The sequence below is a fragment of the Vibrio sp. 2132-1 genome (assembly GCF_033344315.1).
In genome coordinates this window covers 42,436-67,103 of sequence record NZ_JAWPON010000001.1, presented here as the reverse complement: position 1 = coordinate 67,103, position 24,668 = coordinate 42,436, and the positions used below count along the sequence as shown (strand labels likewise).

General features: G+C 43.4%; 26 protein-coding genes. 11 read left to right on the top strand and 15 right to left on the bottom strand.

Features of this window, described 5'->3' with window-relative positions; genetic code table 11:
* Positions 1-3: 3 nt before the first annotated feature.
* A complete protein-coding gene (vmeY, locus tag R8N47_RS00320; protein ID WP_017635193.1) occupies positions 4-1,131 on the bottom strand; it encodes a multidrug efflux RND transporter periplasmic adaptor subunit VmeY in 1,128 nt (375 codons plus the stop codon).
* A gap of 419 nt (positions 1,132-1,550) precedes the next feature.
* Between vmeY and R8N47_RS00315 the strand changes: the two genes are divergently transcribed.
* Positions 1,551-2,015, top strand: a complete 465-nt coding sequence (locus R8N47_RS00315; RefSeq protein ID WP_005373515.1) for a dCMP deaminase family protein — start codon at positions 1,551-1,553, stop codon at positions 2,013-2,015.
* Between the two features lie 82 nt (positions 2,016-2,097).
* Here R8N47_RS00315 and pepT read toward each other — a convergent pair whose 3' ends face one another.
* Both pepT and R8N47_RS00305 read right to left on the bottom strand, forming a co-directional pair.
* Positions 2,098-3,327 (bottom strand): peptidase T, encoded by a 1,230-nt coding sequence (pepT, locus tag R8N47_RS00310; RefSeq protein WP_064354853.1) that lies wholly within the window; start codon positions 3,325-3,327, stop codon positions 2,098-2,100.
* Positions 3,328-3,497: 170 nt separating this feature from the next.
* Positions 3,498-4,361 (bottom strand): DUF6279 family lipoprotein, encoded by an 864-nt coding sequence (locus R8N47_RS00305; RefSeq protein WP_064354854.1) that lies wholly within the window; start codon positions 4,359-4,361, stop codon positions 3,498-3,500.
* Positions 4,362-4,622: 261 nt separating this feature from the next.
* Between R8N47_RS00305 and R8N47_RS00300 the strand changes: the two genes are divergently transcribed.
* Positions 4,623-4,796: a hypothetical protein gene (locus tag R8N47_RS00300; protein ID WP_005373524.1), complete on the top strand. Its 174-nt coding sequence runs from the start codon at positions 4,623-4,625 to the stop codon at positions 4,794-4,796.
* A gap of 90 nt (positions 4,797-4,886) precedes the next feature.
* Here R8N47_RS00300 and R8N47_RS00295 read toward each other — a convergent pair whose 3' ends face one another.
* Together R8N47_RS00295 and narQ are read right to left on the bottom strand one after the other, a co-directional pair.
* On the bottom strand, positions 4,887-5,501 hold the full coding sequence (locus tag R8N47_RS00295) for a response regulator (RefSeq protein WP_064354870.1): 615 nt from the start codon (positions 5,499-5,501) through the stop codon (positions 4,887-4,889).
* Between the two features lie 4 nt (positions 5,502-5,505).
* The gene (narQ, locus tag R8N47_RS00290) at positions 5,506-7,242 is read right to left on the bottom strand and encodes a nitrate/nitrite two-component system sensor histidine kinase NarQ (RefSeq protein ID WP_025767926.1); all 1,737 of its coding nucleotides are present in this window, start codon (positions 7,240-7,242) and stop codon (positions 5,506-5,508) included.
* Positions 7,243-7,489: 247 nt separating this feature from the next.
* Between narQ and napF the strand changes: the two genes are divergently transcribed.
* The 6 genes from napF (at position 7,490) to R8N47_RS00260 (ending at position 12,104) form a co-directional block, all read left to right on the top strand.
* Positions 7,490-7,975, top strand: a complete 486-nt coding sequence (napF, locus tag R8N47_RS00285; RefSeq protein ID WP_005373529.1) for a ferredoxin-type protein NapF — start codon at positions 7,490-7,492, stop codon at positions 7,973-7,975.
* 47 nt (positions 7,976-8,022) lie between these two features.
* Positions 8,023-8,331 (top strand): chaperone NapD, encoded by a 309-nt coding sequence (locus R8N47_RS00280; RefSeq protein ID WP_005373535.1) that lies wholly within the window; start codon positions 8,023-8,025, stop codon positions 8,329-8,331.
* Entirely contained in the window at positions 8,328-10,817 is a 2,490-nt protein-coding gene (gene napA / locus R8N47_RS00275; protein WP_005389060.1) for a periplasmic nitrate reductase subunit alpha, read from the top strand. Before R8N47_RS00280 ends, napA begins: the two co-directional genes overlap by 4 nt.
* 78 nt (positions 10,818-10,895) lie before the next feature.
* Positions 10,896-11,351 carry a nitrate reductase cytochrome c-type subunit gene (locus R8N47_RS00270; RefSeq protein ID WP_005389061.1) on the top strand — a complete coding sequence of 152 codons (456 nt, stop codon included), beginning with the start codon at positions 10,896-10,898 and terminating at the stop codon, positions 11,349-11,351.
* Between the two features lie 28 nt (positions 11,352-11,379).
* Positions 11,380-11,958, top strand: coding sequence for a NapC/NirT family cytochrome c (locus R8N47_RS00265; protein ID WP_005373542.1), 579 nt, complete (start codon positions 11,380-11,382; stop codon positions 11,956-11,958).
* Between the two features lie 11 nt (positions 11,959-11,969).
* Complete coding sequence (locus tag R8N47_RS00260) at positions 11,970-12,104, top strand: TIGR02808 family protein (protein WP_005373546.1); 135 nt, start codon at positions 11,970-11,972, stop codon at positions 12,102-12,104.
* Positions 12,105-12,277: 173 nt separating this feature from the next.
* Here the strand turns inward: R8N47_RS00260 and phaC are convergent, their stop codons facing one another.
* The 4 genes from phaC to R8N47_RS00240 form a co-directional block, all read right to left on the bottom strand.
* The gene (phaC, locus tag R8N47_RS00255) at positions 12,278-14,053 is read right to left on the bottom strand and encodes a class I poly(R)-hydroxyalkanoic acid synthase (protein ID WP_064354855.1); all 1,776 of its coding nucleotides are present in this window, start codon (positions 14,051-14,053) and stop codon (positions 12,278-12,280) included.
* A 66-nt stretch (positions 14,054-14,119) separates the two neighbouring features.
* The gene (locus R8N47_RS00250) at positions 14,120-14,467 is read right to left on the bottom strand and encodes a phasin family protein (RefSeq protein ID WP_005373550.1); all 348 of its coding nucleotides are present in this window, start codon (positions 14,465-14,467) and stop codon (positions 14,120-14,122) included.
* A gap of 44 nt (positions 14,468-14,511) precedes the next feature.
* The gene (locus tag R8N47_RS00245; protein WP_064354871.1) at positions 14,512-15,720 is read right to left on the bottom strand and encodes an acetyl-CoA C-acetyltransferase; all 1,209 of its coding nucleotides are present in this window, start codon (positions 15,718-15,720) and stop codon (positions 14,512-14,514) included.
* 12 nt (positions 15,721-15,732) lie between these two features.
* Positions 15,733-16,473, bottom strand: coding sequence for an SDR family oxidoreductase (locus R8N47_RS00240; protein ID WP_064354856.1), 741 nt, complete (start codon positions 16,471-16,473; stop codon positions 15,733-15,735).
* 739 nt (positions 16,474-17,212) lie between these two features.
* Here R8N47_RS00240 and R8N47_RS00235 point away from each other — a divergent pair.
* Together R8N47_RS00235 and R8N47_RS00230 are read left to right on the top strand one after the other, a co-directional pair.
* Positions 17,213-17,833 carry a LysE family translocator gene (locus R8N47_RS00235; protein WP_021035942.1) on the top strand — a complete coding sequence of 207 codons (621 nt, stop codon included), beginning with the start codon at positions 17,213-17,215 and terminating at the stop codon, positions 17,831-17,833.
* A gap of 15 nt (positions 17,834-17,848) precedes the next feature.
* Positions 17,849-18,115 carry a hypothetical protein gene (locus R8N47_RS00230; RefSeq protein WP_064354857.1) on the top strand — a complete coding sequence of 89 codons (267 nt, stop codon included), beginning with the start codon at positions 17,849-17,851 and terminating at the stop codon, positions 18,113-18,115.
* Between the two features lie 61 nt (positions 18,116-18,176).
* Here R8N47_RS00230 and secF read toward each other — a convergent pair whose 3' ends face one another.
* The 4 genes from secF to R8N47_RS00210 all read right to left on the bottom strand — a co-directional run bounded on the left by secF (position 18,177) and on the right by R8N47_RS00210 (position 22,401).
* Positions 18,177-19,079: a protein translocase subunit SecF gene (secF, locus tag R8N47_RS00225; protein ID WP_054577769.1), complete on the bottom strand. Its 903-nt coding sequence runs from the start codon at positions 19,077-19,079 to the stop codon at positions 18,177-18,179.
* A gap of 2 nt (positions 19,080-19,081) precedes the next feature.
* Positions 19,082-20,920 carry a protein translocase subunit SecD gene (gene secD, locus R8N47_RS00220; protein WP_053349261.1) on the bottom strand — a complete coding sequence of 613 codons (1,839 nt, stop codon included), beginning with the start codon at positions 20,918-20,920 and terminating at the stop codon, positions 19,082-19,084.
* 164 nt (positions 20,921-21,084) lie between these two features.
* Complete coding sequence (locus R8N47_RS00215; protein WP_064354858.1) at positions 21,085-21,564, bottom strand: hypothetical protein; 480 nt, start codon at positions 21,562-21,564, stop codon at positions 21,085-21,087.
* Positions 21,565-21,732: 168 nt separating this feature from the next.
* A complete protein-coding gene (locus R8N47_RS00210; RefSeq protein ID WP_005373574.1) occupies positions 21,733-22,401 on the bottom strand; it encodes an SH3 domain-containing protein in 669 nt (222 codons plus the stop codon).
* A gap of 103 nt (positions 22,402-22,504) precedes the next feature.
* Here R8N47_RS00210 and R8N47_RS00205 point away from each other — a divergent pair, with 103 nt between their 5' ends.
* A complete protein-coding gene (locus tag R8N47_RS00205) occupies positions 22,505-23,053 on the top strand; it encodes a hypothetical protein (protein ID WP_064354859.1) in 549 nt (182 codons plus the stop codon).
* Between the two features lie 525 nt (positions 23,054-23,578).
* Here R8N47_RS00205 and R8N47_RS00195 read toward each other — a convergent pair.
* Together R8N47_RS00195 and R8N47_RS00190 are read right to left on the bottom strand one after the other, a co-directional pair.
* Positions 23,579-24,202, bottom strand: a complete 624-nt coding sequence (locus R8N47_RS00195; protein WP_017819884.1) for a class I SAM-dependent methyltransferase — start codon at positions 24,200-24,202, stop codon at positions 23,579-23,581.
* Between the two features lie 5 nt (positions 24,203-24,207).
* Complete coding sequence (locus R8N47_RS00190; protein ID WP_005373581.1) at positions 24,208-24,663, bottom strand: Lrp/AsnC family transcriptional regulator; 456 nt, start codon at positions 24,661-24,663, stop codon at positions 24,208-24,210.
* Positions 24,664-24,668 lie beyond the last annotated feature (5 nt).

Below are 24,668 nucleotides of genomic sequence, written 5' to 3'. Positions count from 1 at the left end.
CCCCTACTGCTTATCTTCAGCAGGTGCTTGAAGGCGCACTTCTACACCATTACGCACACGTTGTAGGCCTTGTGTAATAACCGTATCTTCCTGATCGAGCCCTTCTCGAATGATAATGCCTTGTTCAACCTGAGGGCCAAGCTCGACGTTACGACGCTCTGCCACACTTCCCTCAGCCATCACCATCACAAAGTCACCTTCTAAGTCAGTCTGTACGGCACGTCGTGGGATAACAATAACGTCTTTCGTGTTCTTATCTCTCAAGTTCACTTTGATGTGTTGACCCGGAAGTAACTTCTGCTCTGGGTTTGGAACGAGCGCGCGCATAGCAATCGTACCCGTTTTGGTGTCAATACGATTACCTAAGAAATCAAGCTTACCGAGATGCTCAAAAAACTGTCCATTTTCCAGTTCAAGCTGAACTTCAACGCGGTTTGATTCAGCCGAGCCATCACCTTTTACTTGATCCATACCCATAGCTAAACGCTCACGCTCACTCACACTAAATGAGGTATGAACTGGATCTAAACTCACCAGAGTTGTCAGCACGCCAGATGATGGAGAAACCAGATCACCCGTACTAACTTTGGTATCACTAATACGTCCGCTAAAAGGTGCTCGGATTTGAGTATAGGAAAGGTTAACTTCAGCAAGTTTAAGTTGAGCATTTGCCGCTTCTAGCTCTGCTCTCGCACCAAGAAGTGCCGCAGTTAAAGCATCAAACTCAGATTGAGAGATACTACCGCGAGGCAACAAGTTTTTACCTCGAGTATGATCTAATTCGGCTTTTTTTAGCGCCGCTTTAGCTTGTGCAAGTGCGGCTTTAGCACTCGCGACTTGGGCTTCAAAAGAAGATGGCTCGATAGAGTAAAGGAGCTGCCCTTTTTCTACCATTTGCCCCTCTTCAAAGTGACGAGCTTTTAAGTAGCCAGAAATCTGCGCGGTAATATTGGTATCTTCTACTGCTTCAATGCGACCGATATAAGACTTGCTCGGTTGGTAGTCGATAACCGTGACATCCTGAGTCACTACGAGAGGCGCTTGACCTTTCGTTTGGGCATTATTAGCTTCCCCGCATCCAGCGAGGATTGCTGTAGCCGCCATTAGTGCGACAAGTGGTTTCTTTTGCATGTATTTACCGTCTTTATAGAACAGGATATTGTTGAATTCCTATCAACCTTACTCCTTGCTGCCACTGAAAACTTCACTGAAAAGCGCCCAAGGTGTTTCTAAATGTAAACATGAGAAACAAAAGGAAAATAAAGTAATTTAGTTAACAGTGGTATTCAATGAGCAATATACATACAACTCAATCATAACTATTTAATATACGCCTTAGGAGATCGCGAATTTTAGCGTGTGCGTGGAAACACTAACGGGAGTATTGTATTCGGGCGTAAAGTGAGATTCAGTGCTCAAGATAAGAACGTTTTGTGGCTAAAAAGGTAAAAAGTGACGCCTTCATACTCAAGACCCCGATTTTGACTATTTTTTTAATATAAATGGGTTATCATTCAATTAATTCAACGCCTTCGACAGAGAGGATGACTATGATTTCTAAATGGGCGAAACGCTTTTACCAGATGGCAGAACTAGTGGCGTCTTGGAGTAAGGACCCATCAACACAAGTCGGTGCCGTTATTACTAAACAGAATCGCATTGTATCTGTTGGATTTAATGGCTATCCGCATGGTGTTTCTGACAGTGTCGACACCGATGAGCGCGAGTTGAAATACCTTAAAACACTGCACGCGGAAGAGAACGCAATTTTGTTCTCAAAACGTGACTTAGACGGATGTGATATTTGGGTAACGCATTTTCCTTGCCCTAACTGCGCGGCAAAGATCATTCAAACAGGGATCTCACACGTACACTGCCCTGAGCAGTCTGAAGACTTTTTATCTCGCTGGGGAGATAAAATCCAAGTCAGTCAAGATATGTTCGACCAAGCGGGTGTGAAAGTCGACTGGTTACCGCTAGAAGACATTGAAATTGAAGACAAAGACGTGCGCTAGTATTCCATCTTAATATTTAAATAGCCCAGAGAGATCTGGGCTATTTTGTTATTAAATCTGCAAGAGGTCTCGACGTAGTCTTTTAACTGTGTTTTTTCGCTGTGAGCTCAGCAATTTTGACAATAACGAGTACTGATTTTTCCATCATTTCAACAGAAATAAACTCATGAATTCCGTGGAAGTTAAAACCACCGGTGAAGATATTCGGGCACGGCAAACCCATAAAAGATAAACGGGCACCATCTGTACCACCACGAATAGGTTTTATAATCGGTTCCACATCACACGCTTCCATCGCTTGCTTTGCCAGCTCAATGATATGAGGGTAAGGCTCAACCATTTCTCTCATATTGTAATAGCTGTCTTTTATTTTTAGCTCTACAGAACCATGGCGTAAACCCGTGTTCATTTCATCGACGAGTTTCTGCATAAAGGCTTTTCGATCCTCAAGTCTTTGACGGTCAAAGTCTCTAATAATGTAACCTAGCTCGCTTCGTGCAACGCCCATTTCTGCCGATTTTAAATGGAAGAACCCTTCGTAACCTTCGGTTGTTTCCGGAGTTTGATCTTGGGGCATTTGAACTTGAAATTTCGCAGCCAAGTTCATCGCATTGACCATTTTGCCTTTTGCGGTACCTGGATGAACGCTAACTCCATGAAAAATTACATCAGCGTTTGCTGCATTAAAGTTTTCGTATTCCAATTCACCTTGCGGGCCACCATCTATAGTGTATGCCCATTTCGCGCCAAATTTTTTAACATCAAACAAATCTGCACCACGACCGATTTCTTCATCCGGAGTAAAGCCGATACAAATGTCGCCGTGTGGAATGTCTGGGTTTTCCAGTAGCAGAGCTACCGCGGAAAGAATCTCTGCGATACCAGCTTTGTTATCCGCGCCAAGTAATGTAGTGCCATCGGTAGTAATAAGATTGTGGCCATGTAGGTGATGTAAATCTGGGTATTGCACGGGAGATAACACTTCATCCCCCAACCCTAATGCAATATCGCCACCCTGGTAATCTTCGATGAATTGCGGCTTTACGTTTTTGCCAGATGCATCCGGCGCGGTATCCATATGGGCAATGAAGCCGATAGGAGGAACCTCATAATCAACATTGGCTGGCAGTTTAGCCATCAAGTAGCCATTTTTATCCAAAGTCACGTCACTTAAGCCAAGTTCGAGCATCTCTTTTTTAAGTAACTCAGCAAACACAAGCTGGCCAGGTGAACTTGGGCAAAGCGTCACATGTGGATTGGATTGGGTATCAAACGTGACGTATCGAAGAAATCTTTCAACTAAATGTTTCATATTTATTCTCATTGTTTTGTACGATGAGGCCTTATCACGCATTGATAAGCTGACGTTGCCTCATCAAACCTCACGCTATGTTACGCTCTTAGCTCAATAAGAATTTGCTTTGAATCATTTTTTGATAAGAAAGGCTTTTGCGCTTTGCTTTCGCTCATTGAGGTATGAATTTAATCTAAAAGTTCCTCAGCCAGTACTCGCCACTCTTTAACCTTTTCACGAAAATGACGCCATTGCTTATCGGTCATCGAACGAGAAACATCTAATGTCAGTTGATCAACCAATGCAAAGTTAGAGTCAATATTCAGAGAAAGCTGCTCACTATAATAACTCTCTGGTTCGAACAAGAGTCGCATAAATATATCTTGATAAGTCACAACATTAGATTTGTTGTCGAACAAGTATTCGAGCTCTTGATATACCGTGGCTCGATAATCTCTCCATAAAGGGCTGTTTAAAATAACTTGCTGAGAAAATGTTTGAGCTAATTGACGCTGATTTCCTGATAGATTCCCTAGCCATTCTTCCATCCACTCTTCAGTGTTATCCAGAATAATTTCACGCACTTCGTCTTCTGTCTTATCGGCATATTTTGCGTTTCGCTCTTGATAATGTTCTTGTACATTACTCAAAAACTCGCGTTCTTGCTCTTTCGTTAATTGCAAACTTAACGCAAAAAGATCTGGTGCTGCTTTGCTGACCACTCTATCGTAATGCGCTCGCATTCTATCTCGATTTTGTTGTAAGTAATTTAAGGTGATATCGCTCGCTTTTAATCTCTCAAGGTCTTTTAGATGTTCGATATATAATGGTAACTCCTCTTTCTTGTGCCAGTCTGCCAACAGTAATAAGCGCTCTTCCACTAGGACTTCTTGTTCTCCTTGCAACGAGACATAGTCCTCTAAGTAATCGAGCACGAACCAATCGATATTGCTGTATAAAAACTTTTTCGCACAACCGGCAAGCAGAAATACGAAACAAAATAGAAGGCCATAACGAAGCGCCTTATTAGATACATCCTTTAATTTAGTCACTTATTCGTATTCCCTTTTCTGTTGATTAAGTTCTATACTCAACCTGTATCACTTAGTATTGCGGCAAACTTACACCAGTGTGACAAATATTGATTGCCACCTTAATAATATATAGAGTTTGAAATTAACTTTTTGATCACAGCTATCCGCAAAAAAGTGAGTTAGAGCGCAATTATCGGCTAAAAAACGTACCGAACGACGCTCCCTATAACGGCATATAATTTGCATGGATGTTTTTTGGATGGTTTATGGAGGCGAAGTATGGCAGCCGCTGAGCAACTTGATACCAGTGTAGAATATGAGATTCGATATTTTGAACAGGGGAAAATGCACTGCATGAGAGTCATTGCTGAAAGCAAAAAAGTGGCTTATCAGTACTATTTGGAGTGTGGTAAGCACAACAGTGACTTGTACTCTATTCGCCCAGACAAGTAAAAAAACCGCCTAAAAGGCGGTTTTTTTATTCGTCAGAATCCATATAACTATTTGATTTTATTTATTATTATAGATTAAAATCCAACAATGTTATTTGATGTCGCCAAAGCGCTCAAGATAAAGGACGGTTGCTGCAGTACGAGAAGGAACTTGAAGCTTTTTAAGTAAACTCTTCATATGTACTTTAACCGTAGACTCAGAGATAAAAAGACGATCGGCAATTTGCTTGTTGCGGAAACCTCTTGCCACCTCTCTTAAGATCTGCAATTCACGATCGGTCAGTGTATCAAACACGTCCTCTTGCTCTGAACGTTCACTCAAATACTTAGAAACTTCTTGGCTGTATGCCTTGTCCCCTTGGTGCGCTTGTTTTAGCAACTCAACCAACTCATCAGGCTCAGTGTCTTTCAATAAATAGCCATCGGCACCACTTCGAACTATTGCTTCTATATCTGCTGGGCTATCTGAAACGGTTAGAATGACAATTCTGGCTTCACAGCCATCTGCACGCAGTGCTTGCAAAGTATCAAGGCCAGACATGCCTTTCATATTAAGATCAAGAAGTACAAGATCCAGTTCTAGCTCATGCGCTTTCGCTACTGCATCCGCGCCATTACTTGCTTCTGCAATGACCTCAAACTCAGGCTCAAAGCTTAAAAGCTGGTGGATACCTCTTCGCATGAGTGGATGATCATCCACCAGCATTACTTTACACACTGTCACTGTTTACTTCCTTACTATGTTGGAATTCTAATTTTACGGTACAACCTTTGTTTATCGATGCTTCGATGTGCAGATCGGCATGCAGTCTAGCGGCCCGCTCTTGCATGATACTCATACCGTAATGATTTAATTTTTCGTCTTGATGTTCAAAGCCTATTCCATCGTCGCTAACGGTTACTGTGACTTTTCCATCATTATCGAGACATTGAATGTGAATATTATCTGCTTGCGCATGTTTGATTGCATTAATTGCCGCTTCTCTTATCAACTGTAGTAAATGAACCTGCTGATGTGCATCCAGTTCAGTTGATGAAAGTCTATTTTTTAGCGTAATGTCCGCAGCAGTTTGTTCACTGAGCGTTTCAACCATGTCTTGCAATGCTTGGCCAAAACTGCCCTCTTTAATCGTAAGACGAAACGTCGTCAGTAACTCGCGTAACTGCGTATACGCGGCAGATAAGCCCGTATCTAGCTCAGCAATAACTTGATTAGCCTGCGCGATCGCCTTTTCGTCAGGCAAGTTCTTTACGCTTCTCTTTAACAAAGCGACCTGAATTTTTAAGTAAGAGAGTGCTTGAGCCAATGAATCATGCAACTCCCGAGCAATAGTGGCTCGCTCTTCCATCAGCAGAATTTGTTCTGCTTGGCGCTGCGCCCGATTGTAATACACGGCGCGTGATAAAATCTGCACGAAGTTGTCAATAAGAGCCTCGTTCGGACAAGGTAACCCTGCTTTCCAATATAAATAGCCCAAGTGCTCACCATCTAGCATCAGGGCTTTACCGTGGCAATCTTCATCACAATCTTGGCAGCATTCTTCTCCTTCCATCAATATCCAGCTCGGTTCTCCCAGCTGCTCGATTTCAAGTTTGACCGCTTTAATGCCCTCAAGACTGACGATATGCTGCAAAATCGCCTGGAAATTGTCTTGATTAATACGCGAAGCCGTGAGTTCTTTTGACGAGTCATACAGCACTTCTAAAGACTGGTTGGCATGCTGCAATTTACGTGTTTTCTCATCAACCGCTTGTTCTAATCCTCGGTACAACTTACCAAGGTCTGTCGCCATCCGGTTAAAGGTTCGAGTCAGTATTCCCATTTCATTATCGCTGGATACATTGAGCGATATATTGAATGAGCGATTTTTAATTTGCTCGCTAGCAAAAACTAAGGCACGCAGAGGCCGAACAACTTCGAGGCGCACAAAATGAACGACAAACATACTGACACAAAGGATGCCACCCAACCCTAACCCGCCGATCCAGGCTAAGTTAATCAGTTTTTGCTCCGAAAAGCTTTGCAGCTTAAATACAAACTCATCGATTTGTTCAACAAAACCGGCCACTAGGAGTTGATATTCTGCCGGGTTGTCTCCTCTCAGCACCGCCTTGAGTTCATGCCATCTGATAATAAGACGGTAGTAATCGTGAGTGATGTCTTCAGGCACAGACCAATGCTGAAGCGCTTTCATTGAAGGTGAATATATCGAATGTTCAAATGCGTCAATATGTGAAGAATAGTCAACAGATTTAACCTGAATATCATTCGCCAGACGGTAGCTTTGCATTCGCATCGAGCCAGCAACATTGACGGCTTCAGCATCGTTCAAACTGGACGCTAACGTAAAAATCGCAAAACCAGTCGTAGCGACTGAGAGCAGCAAAATAAGAAGCATCGCGGACGCAATCGTGCGCGTCACCGACTTTTTCACATTTTTAAACAATCTGAGTTCCTCGCCCATTAACAATCCTATTTTTACGTGCAATGAACCCATTACCTTTCAACTTTATCAATATGTGATCACCTGCGACGGAATTTATTGATCCAAAACAATATTGCATACCATTTACCCCCTAAGAGGTATTTATACAAATATGTCAAAAACTACAATTTCGTTAGTTTAAATGACAGTTTATTAATGAAAATTGTGGACTATGCTTAGTTTGGGTTCCAAGTTTCGAGGTGACTAAGTGGTAGACCTTTCCAGAAGAAGACTCTTTGCAAGAAAAGCGCACCCCGACAACGCCGTACGTTTGCCTTGGTTAACTAAACCGCAACAGTTTACGGACGATTGCACTCGCTGCGGTAAATGCATTGAGGCCTGTGAAACAAAGATTATAACCAAAAGTGATGGCGGATTCCCCTCGGTCGATTTTTCCATCGATGAATGCACATTTTGCTATCAATGTGCAAACGCCTGTCCTGAGCCCCTTTTCTTGCCAGAAACAGAACAACCTTGGCAAGCAAAAGCAAGTATCAACGATAACTGCTTAGCAAAACAAAATGTCGAATGCCGAAGTTGTGGGGATATGTGCGACCCGATGGCAATTCAGTTCAAATTAGAACTGGGGAAAGTAGCACAACCCAATTTAGACCTTGATGAGTGTAACGGCTGCGGCGCCTGTGTTTCAGTGTGCCCGACTTCATCCATCAATGTGAGCAATACAACAGCCTAAGCCGAATGTCGTCGGCCAAAGGCAATAAAAATAAATGAGAGAGCTATATGTCACTAAATGAAGTGCATATTTCAAGTTTGGTAGTACATGTGCTGCCGGAACATTTGGACGAAATCAAACAAAAGATAGAAGCACACGAAAATGCGGAAATCTATGGTGACAGTCCTGAAGGCAAGATTATCGTCGTACTTGAAACTGAGAACCAAGGTTTCATCACAGACACTATCGATGCCATTAACAATTTACCGAACGTCTTAAGCACGGTATTGGTTTATCACCAAATCGAAACTGGGCTTGAAGAAACGGATGAAGAAGACACTGGAACACAACATTCCCAAATCGAGGGTGAAGTATGAAAATGACAAGACGTGCGTTTGTGAAAGCAAACGCGGCTGCATCAGCTGCTGCTGTCGCAGGTGTGACACTACCAGCATCTGCAGCCAACCTGATTGCAAGCTCTGATCAAACCAAAATCACATGGGACAAAGCACCTTGTCGTTTCTGTGGTACAGGCTGTTCTGTTCTTGTTGGCACTCAAAACGGCAAAGTGGTAGCAACACAGGGTGACCCAGAAGCACCAGTAAACAAAGGTCTGAACTGTATCAAAGGTTACTTCCTTTCTAAGATCATGTACGGTCAAGACCGTCTAACTCAACCGATGCTACGAATGAAAGATGGCAAATTCCACAAAGATGGTGAATTTACACCTATCTCTTGGGATGACGCTTTCGACATCATGGCTGAGAAATGGAAAGCTTCCCTCGAGAAAAAAGGCCCAACAAGCGTAGGTATGTTTGGCTCAGGCCAATGGACAGTAATGGAAGGCTACGCTGCGTCAAAGTTAATGAAAGCAGGCTTCCGATCAAACAACATTGATCCAAACGCTCGTCACTGTATGGCTTCTGCCGTTGTAGGTTTCATGCGCGCATTCGGTATCGATGAGCCAATGGGTTGTTACGATGACTTCGAGAACGCAGACGCTTTCGTTCTTTGGGGCTCAAACATGGCAGAGATGCACCCGGTTCTATGGACTCGCATTACTGACCGCCGCCTAAGCCACCCTCACGTTAAAGTGAACGTGCTTTCTACTTACTACCATCGTTCATTTGAGTTGGCTGACCACGGCTACATTTTCAATCCTCAGTCTGACCTTGCAATTGCTAACTTCATCGCAAACTACATCATCGAAAACGATGCAGTAAACTGGGACTTCGTGAACAAACACACGAACTTCACTCAAGCAGACACTGACATCGGCTACGGTCTACGTGACGACGATCCGCTACAAAAAGCAGCGAAGAACCCGAACTCTGGCAAACTCACTTCTATCTCATTCGAAGAGTACAAGAAATCAGTAGCGCCATACACAGTAGAGAAAGCATCTGAAATCTCTGGTGTTGAGAAAGAGAAGCTTATCGAGCTTGCGAAGCAATACGCGGATCCAAACACGAAAGTGATGTCTCTATGGACGATGGGTATGAACCAGCATACTCGTGGTGTATGGATGAATAACTTGGTTTACAACATCCACCTACTAACCGGTAAGATCTCGACTCCGGGGAACAGCCCATTCTCACTAACGGGCCAACCATCAGCATGTGGTACCGCTCGTGAGGTTGGTACGTTTGCTCACCGCCTACCAGCGGATATGGTGGTTGCTAACCCTAAACACCGTAAGATTGCAGAAGACATCTGGAAACTGCCAGAAGGTACGATTCCACCAAAACCTGGCTTCCACGCCGTATTGCAAGACCGTATGCTGAATGACGGCGTTCTGAACTGTTACTGGGTTCAATGTAACAACAACATGCAAGCCGGTCCAAACATCAACACAGAACGTCTTCCAGGTTACCGCAACCCAGAAAACTTCATCGTTGTGTCTGACCCATACCCGACAGCAACAGCACAAGCAGCAGACCTTATTCTTCCTACCGCAATGTGGATTGAAAAAGAAGGTGCTTACGGTAACGCAGAGCGTCGTACCCAAGCTTGGTACCAACAAGTGGGCACAGTCGGTCAAGCAAAATCGGACCTTTGGCAACTAATGGAGTTCTCGAAACGCTTCAAAATGGAAGAAGTGTGGCCTGAAGAGCTTCTAGCGAAAGCGCCTCAATACCGTGGTAAAACAATGTACGACGTACTTTACCGCAATGGTAACGTCGACAAATTCCCTATCGAAGAAGCTCGTGAACTGAATGACGATGCTCACCACTTCGGTTTCTATGTTCAAAAAGGTCTGTTTGAGGAATACGCAACATTTGGCCGTGGTCACGGGCATGATTTGGCTCCATACGACCGCTACCACCAAGTACGTGGTCTACGTTGGCCTGTTGTTGATGGTAAGGAAACACAGTGGCGCTTTAAAGAAGGTTCAGACCCATACGCGAAAGAAGGTTCTGGTTGGGACTTCTACGGCAATGCTGACGGCAAAGCGAAGATCATTTCCGCGCCATACGAAGCGCCACCAGAAGTACCGAACGATGAATTTGATATGTGGTTATGTACTGGTCGTGTTCTTGAACATTGGCACACAGGCACCATGACTCGTCGTGTACCTGAATTATACAAAGCAGTACCAGACGCAGTGTGTTACATGCACCCAGAAGACGCAAAAGCACGCAATGTTCGTCGTGGTGAAGAAGTACTCATGGCAAACAAACGCGGTGAAGTACGCGTTCGTGTTGAAACTCGCGGTCGTAACCGTCCGCCAAAAGGCTTGGTATTCGTACCGTTCTTTGATGCACGTATTTTGATTAACAAGCTTATCCTAGATGCGACTGATCCACTGTCTAAACAGACAGACTTTAAGAAGTGCCCAGTCAAAATCACTAAGATTGCTTAACCTTCAGATACTGAATGCTACGGCCGTCATTATGGCGGCCTAATAAAGAATTTAAGCCATAAAGGCGGAGATGAAATGATGAAAAAATTACTTGTCGCAGTTTTATCTGTAGGTGCGTTAGTGACAGGCATTGCGCAAGCTGAGTTGGATAATCCAGGTGGTATTGGTGGTCTAGAATCTTTACGTGGAATGTCTCAATTGGAAGATACGCGTCCAGCAGACGAGTTCAAAGACTTCCCTAAAGATCAAATTGTTGAAGACAGCTATGTTTATCAACCACCGTTGATCCCACACAGCATTCGTCACTACGAAATTTCGTTAAATGCTAACAAGTGTCTTGCATGCCATAGTTGGAAAAATGCAAAAGAGTCAGGTGCGACTAAAATTAGCGTAACGCACTATGTAAACAGAGAAGATGCGGTACTGGCAGATATGTCTCCTCGTCGTTACTTCTGTTTGCAATGTCACGTTCCACAAACGGATGCAAAACCACTAGTGGAAAACGAGTTTAAGGCAGTCGATTCGCTTCAGTAATTGAAACGCGAGTACTAAGAGGTTACTTATGAAAATACTTAAAGCGTTTTGGAAGAGACTGTCGAGCCCGAGTAAAGCTGCCGCTGGTGTGGTTTTATTTCTAGGCTTCGCTGGTGGCCTTCTATTTTGGGGCGCATTCAACACAGGTATGGAAGCAACCAACACAGAAGAATTCTGTTCTGGCTGTCACGCGCCGATCGTTGCTGAAATTCAAGAAACAATTCACTACTCCAACCGCTCTGGTGTTCGTGCGATTTGTTCAGACTGTCACGTTCCTCATGAATGGACGGATAAGATCGTTCGTAAAGTACAGGCATCTAAAGAGCTATTTGCACACTTCGTAACGAAGACGATCGATACGCCAGAGAAGTTCCAAGAGCGTCGTGGACACCTCGCAGAGCGAGAGTGGGCACGTATGAAGAAGAATGACTCTCTTGAATGTCGTAACTGTCATGAGTTTGATTTCATGGATTACTCTCAGCAAGGATCACGTGCGGCAGAACAACACTCCACCGCTCTAGCTTCAGGCGAGAAAACATGTGTAGACTGTCACAAAGGTATTGCGCACAAACTACCAGACATGAGCGGCGTTGAAGGCTGGCACTAAGGAGACTTACCATGAGTACATTAGAATCTGTAATTTGGCATATCCTTGGCTACAGTGCTATGCCAGTGATTATTCTTTCCGGCTTTGTGGCGGTAGCAGCAATCTCTCTCTGGCTGCTGTCATTTGGTAAGGATAAAGAGGTGTAACGTAACGCATCTCTACTCGTCAACTAGCCTATTTGTTGACACTGAGCGCCGAGCAAATGCTCGGCGATTTTTATTTATTGCTCAATGGTACTGCCAACAATAAATAAACAAGCAATCATACATAAAAAAAGCGACCATAAAGGCCGCTAAGATTTACTGCTATAGGGAGTTGTTTAAGATTCTTTTACTGGCAGAACCTGTTTGACGTATTGTCCTGGCGCTTCATCAATAACCGGATGGTTTTCTGAGCCAATAGGGAAAGGCTCAACTTGCTCTTTAGGGTTGAATTGGAGTAACCACTCGTTCCAGTGTGTCCACCACGATCCCTCTTTGTGTTCCGCGTTATTCAACCACTCATCAGCAGAGTCATCCAAATTATCGTTCAACCAATAACCATACTTATTTTTAGCTGGAGGGTTCACGATGCCCGCAATATGACCAGACTCACCGAGGACAAACGTTTTGTTACCACCCGTGTTCAGCGCACCACGGTAAGTTCCCTGCCATAACGCAATGTGGTCTTCTTTCGTTGACACAAAATAGCTAGGAATTTTGATCTTATTTAGATCAATCCATACTCCACCAATTTTGACGCCTTTATCTTGCACCAGCTTGTTCTCTAAATAGAGCTCGCGAAGCAAGAAATTGTGAGATGCAGCGCTGACGTTGGTGCTATCGCTATTCCAGTACAACAAGTCGAAATCAACCGGACTGTTACCCTTCAAGTAATTGTCGACGTAGTAGTTCCAGTACAAGCTGTTTTCACGCAGTAAACTAAACGTCACGCTTAAGGAACGGCCGTCCATATACCCTTTTGCGTTATTTTGCGCTTCAATTGCACTAACAATGGTGTCATTGATATACGCGCCGACTTCACCTGGTTGAGAGAAGTCGAGCAACGTGGTGAAGAAAGTAGCAGACTTAATGCGCTTCTTCATACGTTTTGCAGCGTAGTACGCAACCGTGCTTGCTAAAACAGTACCACCAATACAATAACCAGCAGCATTGATTTGCTCTTGTCCTGTTATGTCTTCAATTGCAGCGACGGCTTTCACTGCGCCTTCTGTCACGTAGTCACCAAACTCTATGTGCGCTTGTGCCTTGCCTGGATTGCGCCAAGACATCATAAATACACTGTGCCCCTGCTCTAACAACCATCGAACCATTGAGTTCTTTGCCGTTAAATCAAGGATGTAGTATTTGTTGATGAAAGGTGGGACGATGAGCAGCGGCGTCGCATTCACTTTCTCTGTTAGAGGTCGATATTGAATCAACTCAAATAATTCGTTTTGAAAAACCACATTACCCTGTGTCGTCGCAACGTCATCGCCCACGCGGAATGCATTGTTATTCGTCATACGAATTTTTAAAATGTCTGCGCTCGACTCAACGTCTTCTTTCAACTGCTCTAAGCCTGCCAGTAAGTTTTGACCGTTTTGCTCAAGTGTCAGCTTCAAAAGCTCTGGGTTAGTGGCGATGAAGTTGGAAGGAGAAAGGGCGTTAATGGCTTGGCGAGAGAAAAAAATAATACGTTCTTTCGTCTTTTCATCTAAGCCTTCCAAGGACTCGATGGTGTCCAGATAGGTCTTACTAAATAAAAGGTAGGATTGTTTGATGAAGCTATACATGGCTTCATTTTGCCACGCTTCGTTTGAGAAACGCTTATCCCCTTTTTCAGCTTCGACGATTTGTGCTTGGTTCCCTGCCAATGCAACATTCTGCCAAATTTGCAGCTGCTGTTCCCACCACTGTGCTTGCAGCTTTAAAATCGCAGCAGGCTGATTCGCAGCTTGTTCGAACAGTTTGGCAGTATCCTCAAAGTTCACTTCTTGCATGGCCTTGTTTAAAGGAGAGTTCACGACTGCCTTGTTCACTTCGAAATCATGCCACCACTGATGATTGGTTTCCTGAAGCTTCACAAGATAGTCCGAAAAGAAGTGTTGAAACATAGTCTTACTCCTATATTCGGAAAAAACAACGCCGCCCAAATCTAGGGGCGGCGAGAATCGGACAAATTACGCTGGAGTAACAGTCTTTAGATTTTCCGAAGTCATTTTCTCAACGTCTTCTTTGAACTCTTTTGCAATCGCTTGAAGCTTGTTGCTGTCATCCATCATTTGTTGAGAAAGTTTAGTAAGTACGCTTAGTTGCTGACTGTTGAAAGCAGTCAATGACGTTACGTCTTTGATTTCTGTCGCTGCTTTCATCTGGTTTAGACCCACTTCACTGTATGTGCGAATGGCGTTCAATTGAAGCTCGGTCAACACTTCTACGTTTTTTGTCACTAGCTTGTTGAACTTCAAGTAAGGTTCTAGATTTTTTTCAGTTTGATCGCTAAATGTTTTGAAGAAATCTGTGTACATGGTTTGTCTCCTAGAGAAAGAATTAAAAATGTCCGTTTAAATAATTACTTAACTGTCTTTACAACCACAGCCGTGCCCATGCCGCCGCCCACACAAAGTGAAGCAACGCCATATTGACCATTTTGCTTATGAAGCTCGTGAACCAGCGTGACTAAGATTCGGTTGCCAGAAGCACCAAGCGGGTGTCCTAGCGCGATAGCACCACCGTTAAAGTTCGCTTTATCTTGAATCGCGTTAACTGGAACTTGGTTTGTTTCCGCCAACTGATGAATCACGCCAAGTGCTTGCGCTGCAAATGCTTCGTTTAACTCGTAAACGTCGATGTCGTGTACACTGAGTTCCGCTTTTGCGAGTGCTTTATTGACGGACTCAACAGGACCTAGGCCCATGATCTTCGGATCAAGACCCGATTGCGCATAGCTTACGATCTCAGAAAGCGGCGTTAATCCATGCGCTTTAACTGCGCTTTCAGACGCCACGATAATCGCACTCGCGCCATCGTTAATGCCTGATGCATTACCCGCAGTCACAGTGCCTTCGCGGTCAAAAGCAGGACGTAGCTTGCTTAAGGCTTCCATTGTCGCGTTCGCTTTTGGGTATTCATCCGTATCAAACATCACGGTTTCACGGCGTTGCTTTACTTCCACTGGCACAATTTCGTCTTGAAATTTGCCAGCTTCGATAGCGGCTACCGCTTTCTGTTGGCTAGACAGCGCGTATTCGTCTTGCTGCTGGCGAGTTAAGCCGATTTGTTTTGCTACGTTTTCTGCCGTCACACCCATGTGATATTGGTTGTAAACATCGGTTAAACCGTCCGCTACGAGCAGATCTTTTAGCTCCAGATTGCCCATTTTGTTGCCATCACGAATGCTGCTTGGTGCAGCAAACGGAATCTGCGACATGACTTCAACACCCGCTGCAACAACGATCTCAGCATCGCCACTACGGATATGGGACACGGCATCCATGACCGTTTTCATGCCACTACCGCAAACCATGTTTACGCCATATGCAGGAACAGATTCAGGAATCCCCGCAAACAGTGCCGCTTGGCGGCCAACACCCATTCCTTGACCTGCACCAACAACGTTGCCAACAATCACTTCGTCAACCTTGTCGCCAGGTAACTTTGCCGCTTCCAACGCGCCTTTAATCGCTACTGCTGCCAGATCGCCAGCAGAAGTATTTTTCAGGCTGCCACCAAAAGCACCAATTGGAGTACGCTTCGCCGCTACGATAAATACTTTTTCCATCATCTTCTCTCCTTAGTGCATGTATAGGCCGCCGTTCACCGACAAAGTCTCTCCGGTGATGTAGGCGCCTGCATCGCTGACCAAGAAGCTCACTGATGCTGCAATTTCTTCTGGTGTCGCAAGACGTTTCATTGGAATTTGGTTCGTGATGGATTCCAGCACTTCTGGCTTCATTTGCTCAACCATTGGCGTACCCGTGTAACCCGGAGCGATAACATTAACTGTCACACCCGAGCGAGCACCTTCGTATGCTAAGGCTTTAGAGAAACCGATCACCCCAGCTTTCGCCGCCGAGTAGTTTGCTTGACCAAACTGCCCTTTAAGACCATTGACTGAAGAGATATTGATGACACGACCACCGCCTTTTTCGCACATTGCAGCAAAGAGGGGTTGCGTAACGTTGAATAAACTATTGAGGTTGGTATTGATGACATCATTCCAAGCTTGCGCAGTCATCTTTTTAAACACGCCATCACGTGTGATTCCTGCGTTGTTGACAACAACATCAATGGTTCCTTCCTCCCCAAGCAATTGCGCCAATTTCTCTGCACACTCTGTCGTGTTTGTTACATCCAACTCAAAAAGGCGAACCTGATCTTTGGTAAACCCTTTGCTGTTGAACCACTCCAGCGCACATTCGTAGTTACCTGTGAAATATGTAGCAATTACACGGTAACCATCATTAACTAATTGAGAGGAAATAGCAGAACCAATTCCGCCTTTTGATCCAGTGATCAAAGCGACTTTCTTCATTGAAGACTCCATTCTTAACGGCATTTAAAAAGCAAACTTAATACACTGATGAAATAGTTCACCAACTGACGTGTTTATTTATTCTTTTGACAACCAATCCCGTGCTGCCTTTATTTTAAGTTAACCTAGAAATATTACATTTCAAATAAAAAACTCACCCAATTGCATAAGATTGATTTAGATCTCATTACCCGTGAAATGTTATAAAATGGTTAATTTTACATAAGTCATTGTTTTAAATCACACTTCCACAAAAGCCACACCAACAGAAATAGAAACATAATTATTAAATATCATGCAGTTACATACAGAATGGTAGACGTTACATTATGTCATGATTTAAGATCTGAATTTTAAGCCTATATGATTACAACAAACTTGAGATTAGAATAATAATTCAATTATCAGTAAAAATAATTATCAAACATATCATTTAATTACTGCATTTAATGATAATTTAGTTATCAATTCGATTATTTTAATACAGTGATGATTAATACCGATAAAATATAATAAATTAAATATATTTAATCTAAAAATGATATAAGATCTTGTCTCATACTGGTGCAATACGCACTATTATGACGCATAGATTAAAATATAATTTCATTTTAAATTTATATATTCGAAGAACATCAACTAGCTACTAGTGAAAGTAATCGTTCGCTTTGTAGTAGCATCCTTTTCCACTTTGCACTATCTTTGTGGCTTCTCTTTAATCACTAAATCATCAACAGATATGAATCTTGCATTGCTCAGTATGTTCATCCCTACTTTCTTTTTTGTCTCAATCACGCCTGGTATGTGCATGACTCTCGCCCTAACGTTAGGTATGAGTATCGGTTATCGTCGCACGTTATGGATGATGATAGGAGAGCTTCTCGGTGTTGCGCTGGTGTCAGTCTCTGCGGTGTTAGGTATCGCTGCGATTATGCTCAATTATCCTTGGATGTTTATCGCGTTAAAGTTCATTGGTGGCGGTTATTTACTCTATCTTGGTGTTGAAATGTGGCGATCGCGAGGGAAACTTGCGATTAATGTCGACAACTTAGAAACACCAAAGAGTGACAATATCGCACTTATCATGCAAGGCTTCGTTACCGCAATCGCAAACCCAAAAGGCTGGGCATTTATGATTTCTCTTTTACCGCCTTTTATAGACCAAAACGCAGCGCTTGCACCGCAACTGATCATACTTGTCTCCATTATTTTACTGTTTGAGTTCATTTGCATGTCTCTGTACGCTACTGGTGGTAAAGGGTTGAAACACGTATTAGGTCAGTCTAAGAATGTACGTCTAATGAACCGTATCGCAGGCACTTTAATGATGGGAGTTGGTGTCTGGTTGCTACTAAGTTAAGGCAAACTGGAAACAATGAAAAATATTCTGAATAAAATCGCTAAAGTCATGGGTGAAGTATTGGACTTTCAAGCCCGAGTTTGGGTTGTGAACGTCTATAGCGGTGAGCATAAAGGCGAGTCTTATGTCGTTAATGAAGATACTTTCTCTGTACCTCTTCAGTGGATGAAGAAGAAAGGCTACCAAGAGCCAATGTTGAATAAAGTCGAAGCAATGAAGCGCTCACAGATCTTAGAGTTCGATTTGGGACGAGTAAAACATCGTCTGATGCGCGTGAAATAAGCACAAAAAAAGCGCCACTCAAAATGAGTGGCGCAAGCACTTTTACCTTAAAAGAACGATGCTATGGCGCAGCGTCGATCTCAACAGGCAGATAATGTTTCGGCTCCAGTTTCAACCACTCTGGCAGCACGGTACCAATCGAAATCGATGACCATGTACCAGACAGAACACCAATAAACATCGCGGTTGAGAAACCAGCCAAAGGCGCTCCTCCCATAATCCATAATGCACCAACAGTGATCAATGTCGTACCAGATGTCACCATGGTGCGTGAAAACGTCGCGATAACAGCTTGATCATTGATGTCTTCTGTTTTCCAACTCTGTTTCGCAATCAACAGCTCACGGATTCGGTCTGCAATGATGATAGAGTCATTCAATGAGTAACCTAAAATTGCTAACACCGCTGCAAAAACGGTTAAGTTGAACTCCATTTGAGTAACTGCAAAAAAACCAAGCACTAAGATCACATCATGGGCCAAAGCAAACAGTGAACCACTGGCCAAACGCCACTCAAAACGGAAACACAAGTAACCGAGAATACTCAACACACAAATCAACAATGCTAAGCCACCTTGTTCAAACAAGTCTTGGCCAACTTGAGCGCCAACTATACTGTTGCTGACAACATCAACTTGGTGAGAGATTGGCTTCAACACCTCTTCTACACTTGGCAACGTTTGTCCATCTTCCGGCGCAGAGTAACGAATCACCCAACGGCCATCTTCACCAGAGCGTGTCACTGACGCAGATTCACCAAGCTTTGGTTGCAGAACGTCAAGCAGATCATGGTTAGTTAGCTGCTTATCTACCTTTACTTCTGTCACCATACCGCCAGTGAAGTCCAAACCTAGGTTCAACCCTTTAAAGCCTAGAGCGACGATCGCGATCACCGTTAAAATGATGGAAACTAGCGTAGTAAAGTAGCGAATTTTACGAATATTTTGTTTTAGCATTTCGACCATGATTAAACCCTCACATCACGACGGGCATCGCGGCCCCAAATTAAATTGATCATTGCTCTAGAGGCAAATACGCCTGTAAACATACTGGTTAACAAACCTAATCCGAGTGTTAAGGCAAAGCCTTGGATTGGGCCATTACCGATGGCGTACAAAATCACGGCGGTGATCATGGTAGTAATGTTGGCATCAAGGATGGTCGAGAATGCGCTGTCAAAGCCAAGATCAATCGCTTGAGCGAAGCTGCGGCCTTCACGCATTTTGTCCTTAATACGTTCAAAGATAATAACGTTGGTGTCTACTGCCATACCGACGGTTAACACTAAACCGGCAATACCCGGAAGCGTTAGAACCGCTCCTGGTAACAAGGCGATTAAGCCAAGCAAACAAAGCATGTTGGCACAAAGCGCCACGTTTGCTACCCAACCTAAGCGGCGGTACCAAAGTGCCATAAAGGTCAGTGTTAGTCCCATACCTAAAGCCAGTGCTGCAAAACCGTTTTCAATGTTTTCTGCCCCCAGAGAAGCACCGATTGTTCGCTCTTCCACAATAGTAACCGGCGCGGTCAGTGACCCCGCGCGAAGCAATAGCGCCAACTGCTGCGCATCGTCCATGCTACCTGCCCCAGTAATACGGAACTGGCTACCAAGCTGAGATTGAATAGTCGCGACGCTGATAACGCGCTCACTACGCTCAGTTACACCGCGATCGTTTGTTTTGTATTCACGGTAAACGGTCGCCATTGGCTTGCCGATGTGAGTTGCTGAGAAGTCACTCATTTTCTTACCACCAGCGTGATCAAGAGAAATATTGACTTCTGACATGCCCATTTTGTCGACACCAGCACGAGCGTTCACGATGTGCTCGCCCGTTAGAACTGGTCGTTTTGACAAAATCACAGTACGACCATCATTATCTTGAAGAACAAGATCTTGGCTGCTGTGTGCTTGGCTCGCATCTTTCACTTCATAAAACGCCAAGCTTGCTGTTGCACCAATAACGTTTTTCGCTTGAGCAGGATCTTGTACACCAGGGAGTTCAATTCGAATGCTCTCTTTACCTTGGCGTTGCACTAGCGCTTCTGTGATACCAAGTTCTTCAATACGACCACGCATGATCTTCAGGTTTTGTTGAAGAGTCGACGATTGAAATTCTTGGATATTTTGTTCACTCGGTTCAAGCACAAAGCCACGAGATGAACTTTTTGAAATCCAGCCCGGGTAATTTTGACGCAAAAACTTGTTCACTTCCGACAATGCTTGCTCGCTGTCACTGTTTACCGTAATTCGGTTGCCGCTTTCTGCTCGAACTTGCACACCACGAACACGTTGATCACGTAGGTTCGCTTTGATTTCATCAATCAACGCATCACGTTGTTCTTCAAACGCTTTATTCACATCAACATTCAACAAGAACTGAACGCCACCACGAAGGTCAAGACCGAGCTTAATTGGGCTAAAGCCCATCTCATTCAACCATTCTGGCGCAACCGATACGTATGAGAAAGTGATGCTGTCGTCTTTATTTAGCTCTTTGTTTAACAACGCACGAGCTTTACTTTGCGCATCTTCACCATCGAATACAATGGTTGTTTTGCCGTCTTTTTCGATGATTTTGTCTGCTGAAATATGGTTGGTTTTTAGCAGTTGATTCAGATGAACAACCGACATTTCACTGTTGTTTTGATCCGCAAACGTCAACTGGATAGAAGGCTGTTCGCCAAACCAAGTTGGTATAGCACTTAGGGTTAAAATAATGACTGTCGTAATTAATACGACATATTTCCAAGCTGAGTAGTGATTCATCAGCTTTCTGTTCTTTTGCTGCTTTGGTGTTTTTTTCATGTAAACATCATCCCTTCACGATGAAGTGAAGCTTTTAATAACAAGGCTTAACACACGACAGATGCACCCAGAATAAATTCAGGGTATGAAATGCTCAGAACGCTCACGTCCTGTCGAATACAATCGTCGTGTTAAGAGTGCACAATGGTGCAAATAGATGGTGTTTAGGCAGAAAACTGACTATTGAGTGCGACGTACATGGCATTGGTCTCTTTCCAACCAGAAATGCGATGATCGCTTGTGAAATGATAAAATGTGGACTGGTTGTGACGCCAGTTAATGTCCATCAAGCTGTATGCGTAACCCGCATCAGCGTAAAACGGAGTAGTGAGATCGCCGACAAAATCTACGTGCTCGTCATCAAGCCCTTCCCGTAAGTAAGACGTCCAGCGCTGAGAGTTAAACAAAGCAACGGAATCGAGACTTGCATGGCCTTCAGATACTGGAGATTGAGAGCTTTCTTCTGAAACTTCAGAAAAATCGACGGAAGAGTTTGGCGATACACTTACGGCTACAAAAGGTTGTAGCTTAGAAAAGTGCGGTACGTGAGCCTTGTGATCGATTTGCGCAGCAGATACATGCACTGGTAGCAATACCATTGCAAATAGCAGCAAAATCAACTTTCTAAGGTAAATCCAAGACATAGGAACTCACTAAAAACACAAAGAGCCAAGTTAGGTCACTTGACTCGTTGATAGTATTCCTATTGATTATGGTTAACAACTAAAAAGTTATAAATCTCTGATTTCAGGTTTGCATCGTTATTGCATTTATCAAAACGTCTTTAGAGAACTAGTGTAATTGGTGGTGAGTTATCGATAAAAAATATCGCCCTTATCAACATCTAAGTAGATCTTGTTCTCTTGCTCCAAACCGCCACAATAGATGAAGTAAACGTTGCGCTTTTTGAACGTCACAGAACGAACCCAGCCTCCGAGCTCCTCAAAATCACTCGGATCACAGGTTTCATCGTCTAACAATTGCTGTGTTTTCTTACGGAAAATATCCAAGTGAACTTTTAAATCATCCGACTTCTGTAGGTATTCATCCAATATCTCTAAGCGCTCTTGCTCTTTAATAACTGGCTCTGCATCCGATAACCCTTCAGCATTCAACCATTCGGCTTTTTCTTCTCCACCCTCTTCATAGACAAGATAGCCGGAGATTCGGTACCACCCATCTACTTTTTCTAACACCGATACTTTTTCTCCCTTATAGAGCGTATCGACAACTAAAGCATTAAGGTTAGGCTTGTTGTAAACATTGACACGACGCTCAATAACGTAGTACTCGGTAACTTCCGGGGGAGCGGCTTCTAAATCCAGAATCGGTTTGGATGTTTCTTTTTGCAGTGACGATTGCTCGACTTGTGTAGCCTTTGGTGCTTCAGGTTCATCTTTCTGCATAAAGAAGAAATAGTATCCAGCCCCCGCTCCGCCGAGCAACAGCATGACAATCAATGCGACGAGAATTTTCTTCATGCCCTTTTCCTTTTCATTCTTTATTCTTATCCCACCAGCAGCACGCATGTCGTAGAAATTTGGGTATATACTCAAAAGAGCAGGTCAACTAACGCGAGCAATAATGATCAACAGACTCAATTGGATACTACTATTTCTTCTGTTCCCGATAACGGGGCACGCCAATATTCAATGTAACCCATCGTCGTGGAATGACAATCTTACCCAATTCAATCGTTTAGAGTCCAATTACAATCAGCATGTTGAGGTATTCAATACACTTTTAACCGAACATAAACAGCGTCAGTTATTGTCCGAAACCTTTTCACTGCATGAGCTCGTGCTACTTTGGCGTGCCAAGTCGAACCAAAATGTGTTCAAAGCGCAATTAAAAGCATCGATTCAATACAAAGAAGAGCTCACAACTAAAGCGAATCAACTGCTTAAATTGAGCACACAATCCCAATGGTCAGCTAATGGGTGGGAGATCCTGGCCCAAAAGTGCCGCGAGTCAAACAAAACCGTCAATCAAATAACTGCGGAATGGTATAACACCAACGCTTTGGAACTTGCTGAAGATTACAAGCGCCTCTCTTCACAATATCAAACTCTGTCACAAGTCTATGATAAAGAAGCTCGAGCGCTTCAATACGCTCAAGATGTTTCGAAGTAAAAACAGAGCCAGTTTTGAATAGACGATGTTGGTTTTTCACTCCAATATTGGACGTTATTCGTGCTTTTTTCTTTCCTTAGTCGTGAATGATATCAAATGTAAATAATGGGATTGTTCTCTTTGACAAACTTGACTAAACCATGACCAAGACAATCAATTTATAGAGACATACGTCACATTAATGCTTTACTTATGGACATTTTTTGGTTAGTTTAGCCATTAATAAAATTTAATAAAAAGTCACATTTGGCTGGAGATGATGCTACAAACATGGTTATCAATCGATTAAGTAACAGGGAATGTCCTAATGCTACCAAAGCCAAGTTTTTGTCAGTAGTTAGGCACGTAAAAGAGTTCGGTTCAATCAGTGATTTGGATCTGTGTAAAATCTTCGGAGAAACAATATGGAGTGATGGGAGGGAATACCATTCAGCCGCGTTCTCATTCAAGGTTGATAGATACACAGGTAACTGTGAAATCTCACAATACAAAAACCAATAAGGCTTAAGAATTTATAAAGCGGAGTCAGGAAACGGACTCCGCTTTTTTGATCATGGCAATCGTAAAGTCGTGCTCGGAGTACCCCTCAATCAATCGTGTATTCGGACACAGCAACCGACAATAGCGAAAGACACCTTCTTTATTGTGCGACGCTAACATTTTCATGCTGGGTAGTTTGGATTCATCCAACAAGTTAAACACACAACCTTTCTCTGTCGCTCGGAACATTTTATCAATCATTTCAATGGCATGATTTGGGTTGGTGGATTGATAGTTCAATGATCCGGAAGCAAAAACAAAATCGCAACGAGGCAATACCAACGTTGAAAAGTCGCCACATATAAACTTACTTTGCGTACGAAAATCTCGTTTTCTGGCTTCAGAGATAAATTGTTTTTGCTGATCAATGCCAATATAGCTTTGAGGAAGCCCCCCCGTAAGTTCGATAAACGCTAACAAGTCTCCGTAGCCGCACCCAATATCTAAAATACTTGAACCGTCTAACGTTAACCCTCGACACAACGCCTCAAAACGGCTGATCTGACTATACTTATCTGCCCATCCCAGAGTTCGGGCTCTGTCTTTACCAAACTGTCTATATCGCTTTCGATGATAGTGGGCAATCTTAAGTCTATCGAAAAATTTCATCTTTCTTATGCATAAATCGGCAAACTGCCATTTCCTTTCACTTGTCTAATCGCCAGGTGGGTATGAATATCTTTCACATTTTCTAATCGCTGTAACTTTCTAGTAAATGTTTCATAACCAGCGAGATCTTTACTGACCACCTCTAACAGGTAATCATAGGCCCCTGATACGACATGGCATGAGATCACTTCATCCATCTCAACAACGGCATGTTCAAACTCATCAATCGAAGAAGCTTGGTGGTTATTTAAACTCACTTCAACAAATACAGTCATCGCGATGCCTACAGTGTCTCTGGACACAATAGCTCGATAACCACTTATTACACCTTCCTGCTCCAAACGCTTAATGCGTCTTGCACAAGGTGATGCCGATAGCCCTACTTGGTCAGCAAGTTCTGCAGTTGTCAGAGTGGCATCCTTCTGCATTAGGTTGATAAGTTGCCTGTCAATTTTATCCATTTATT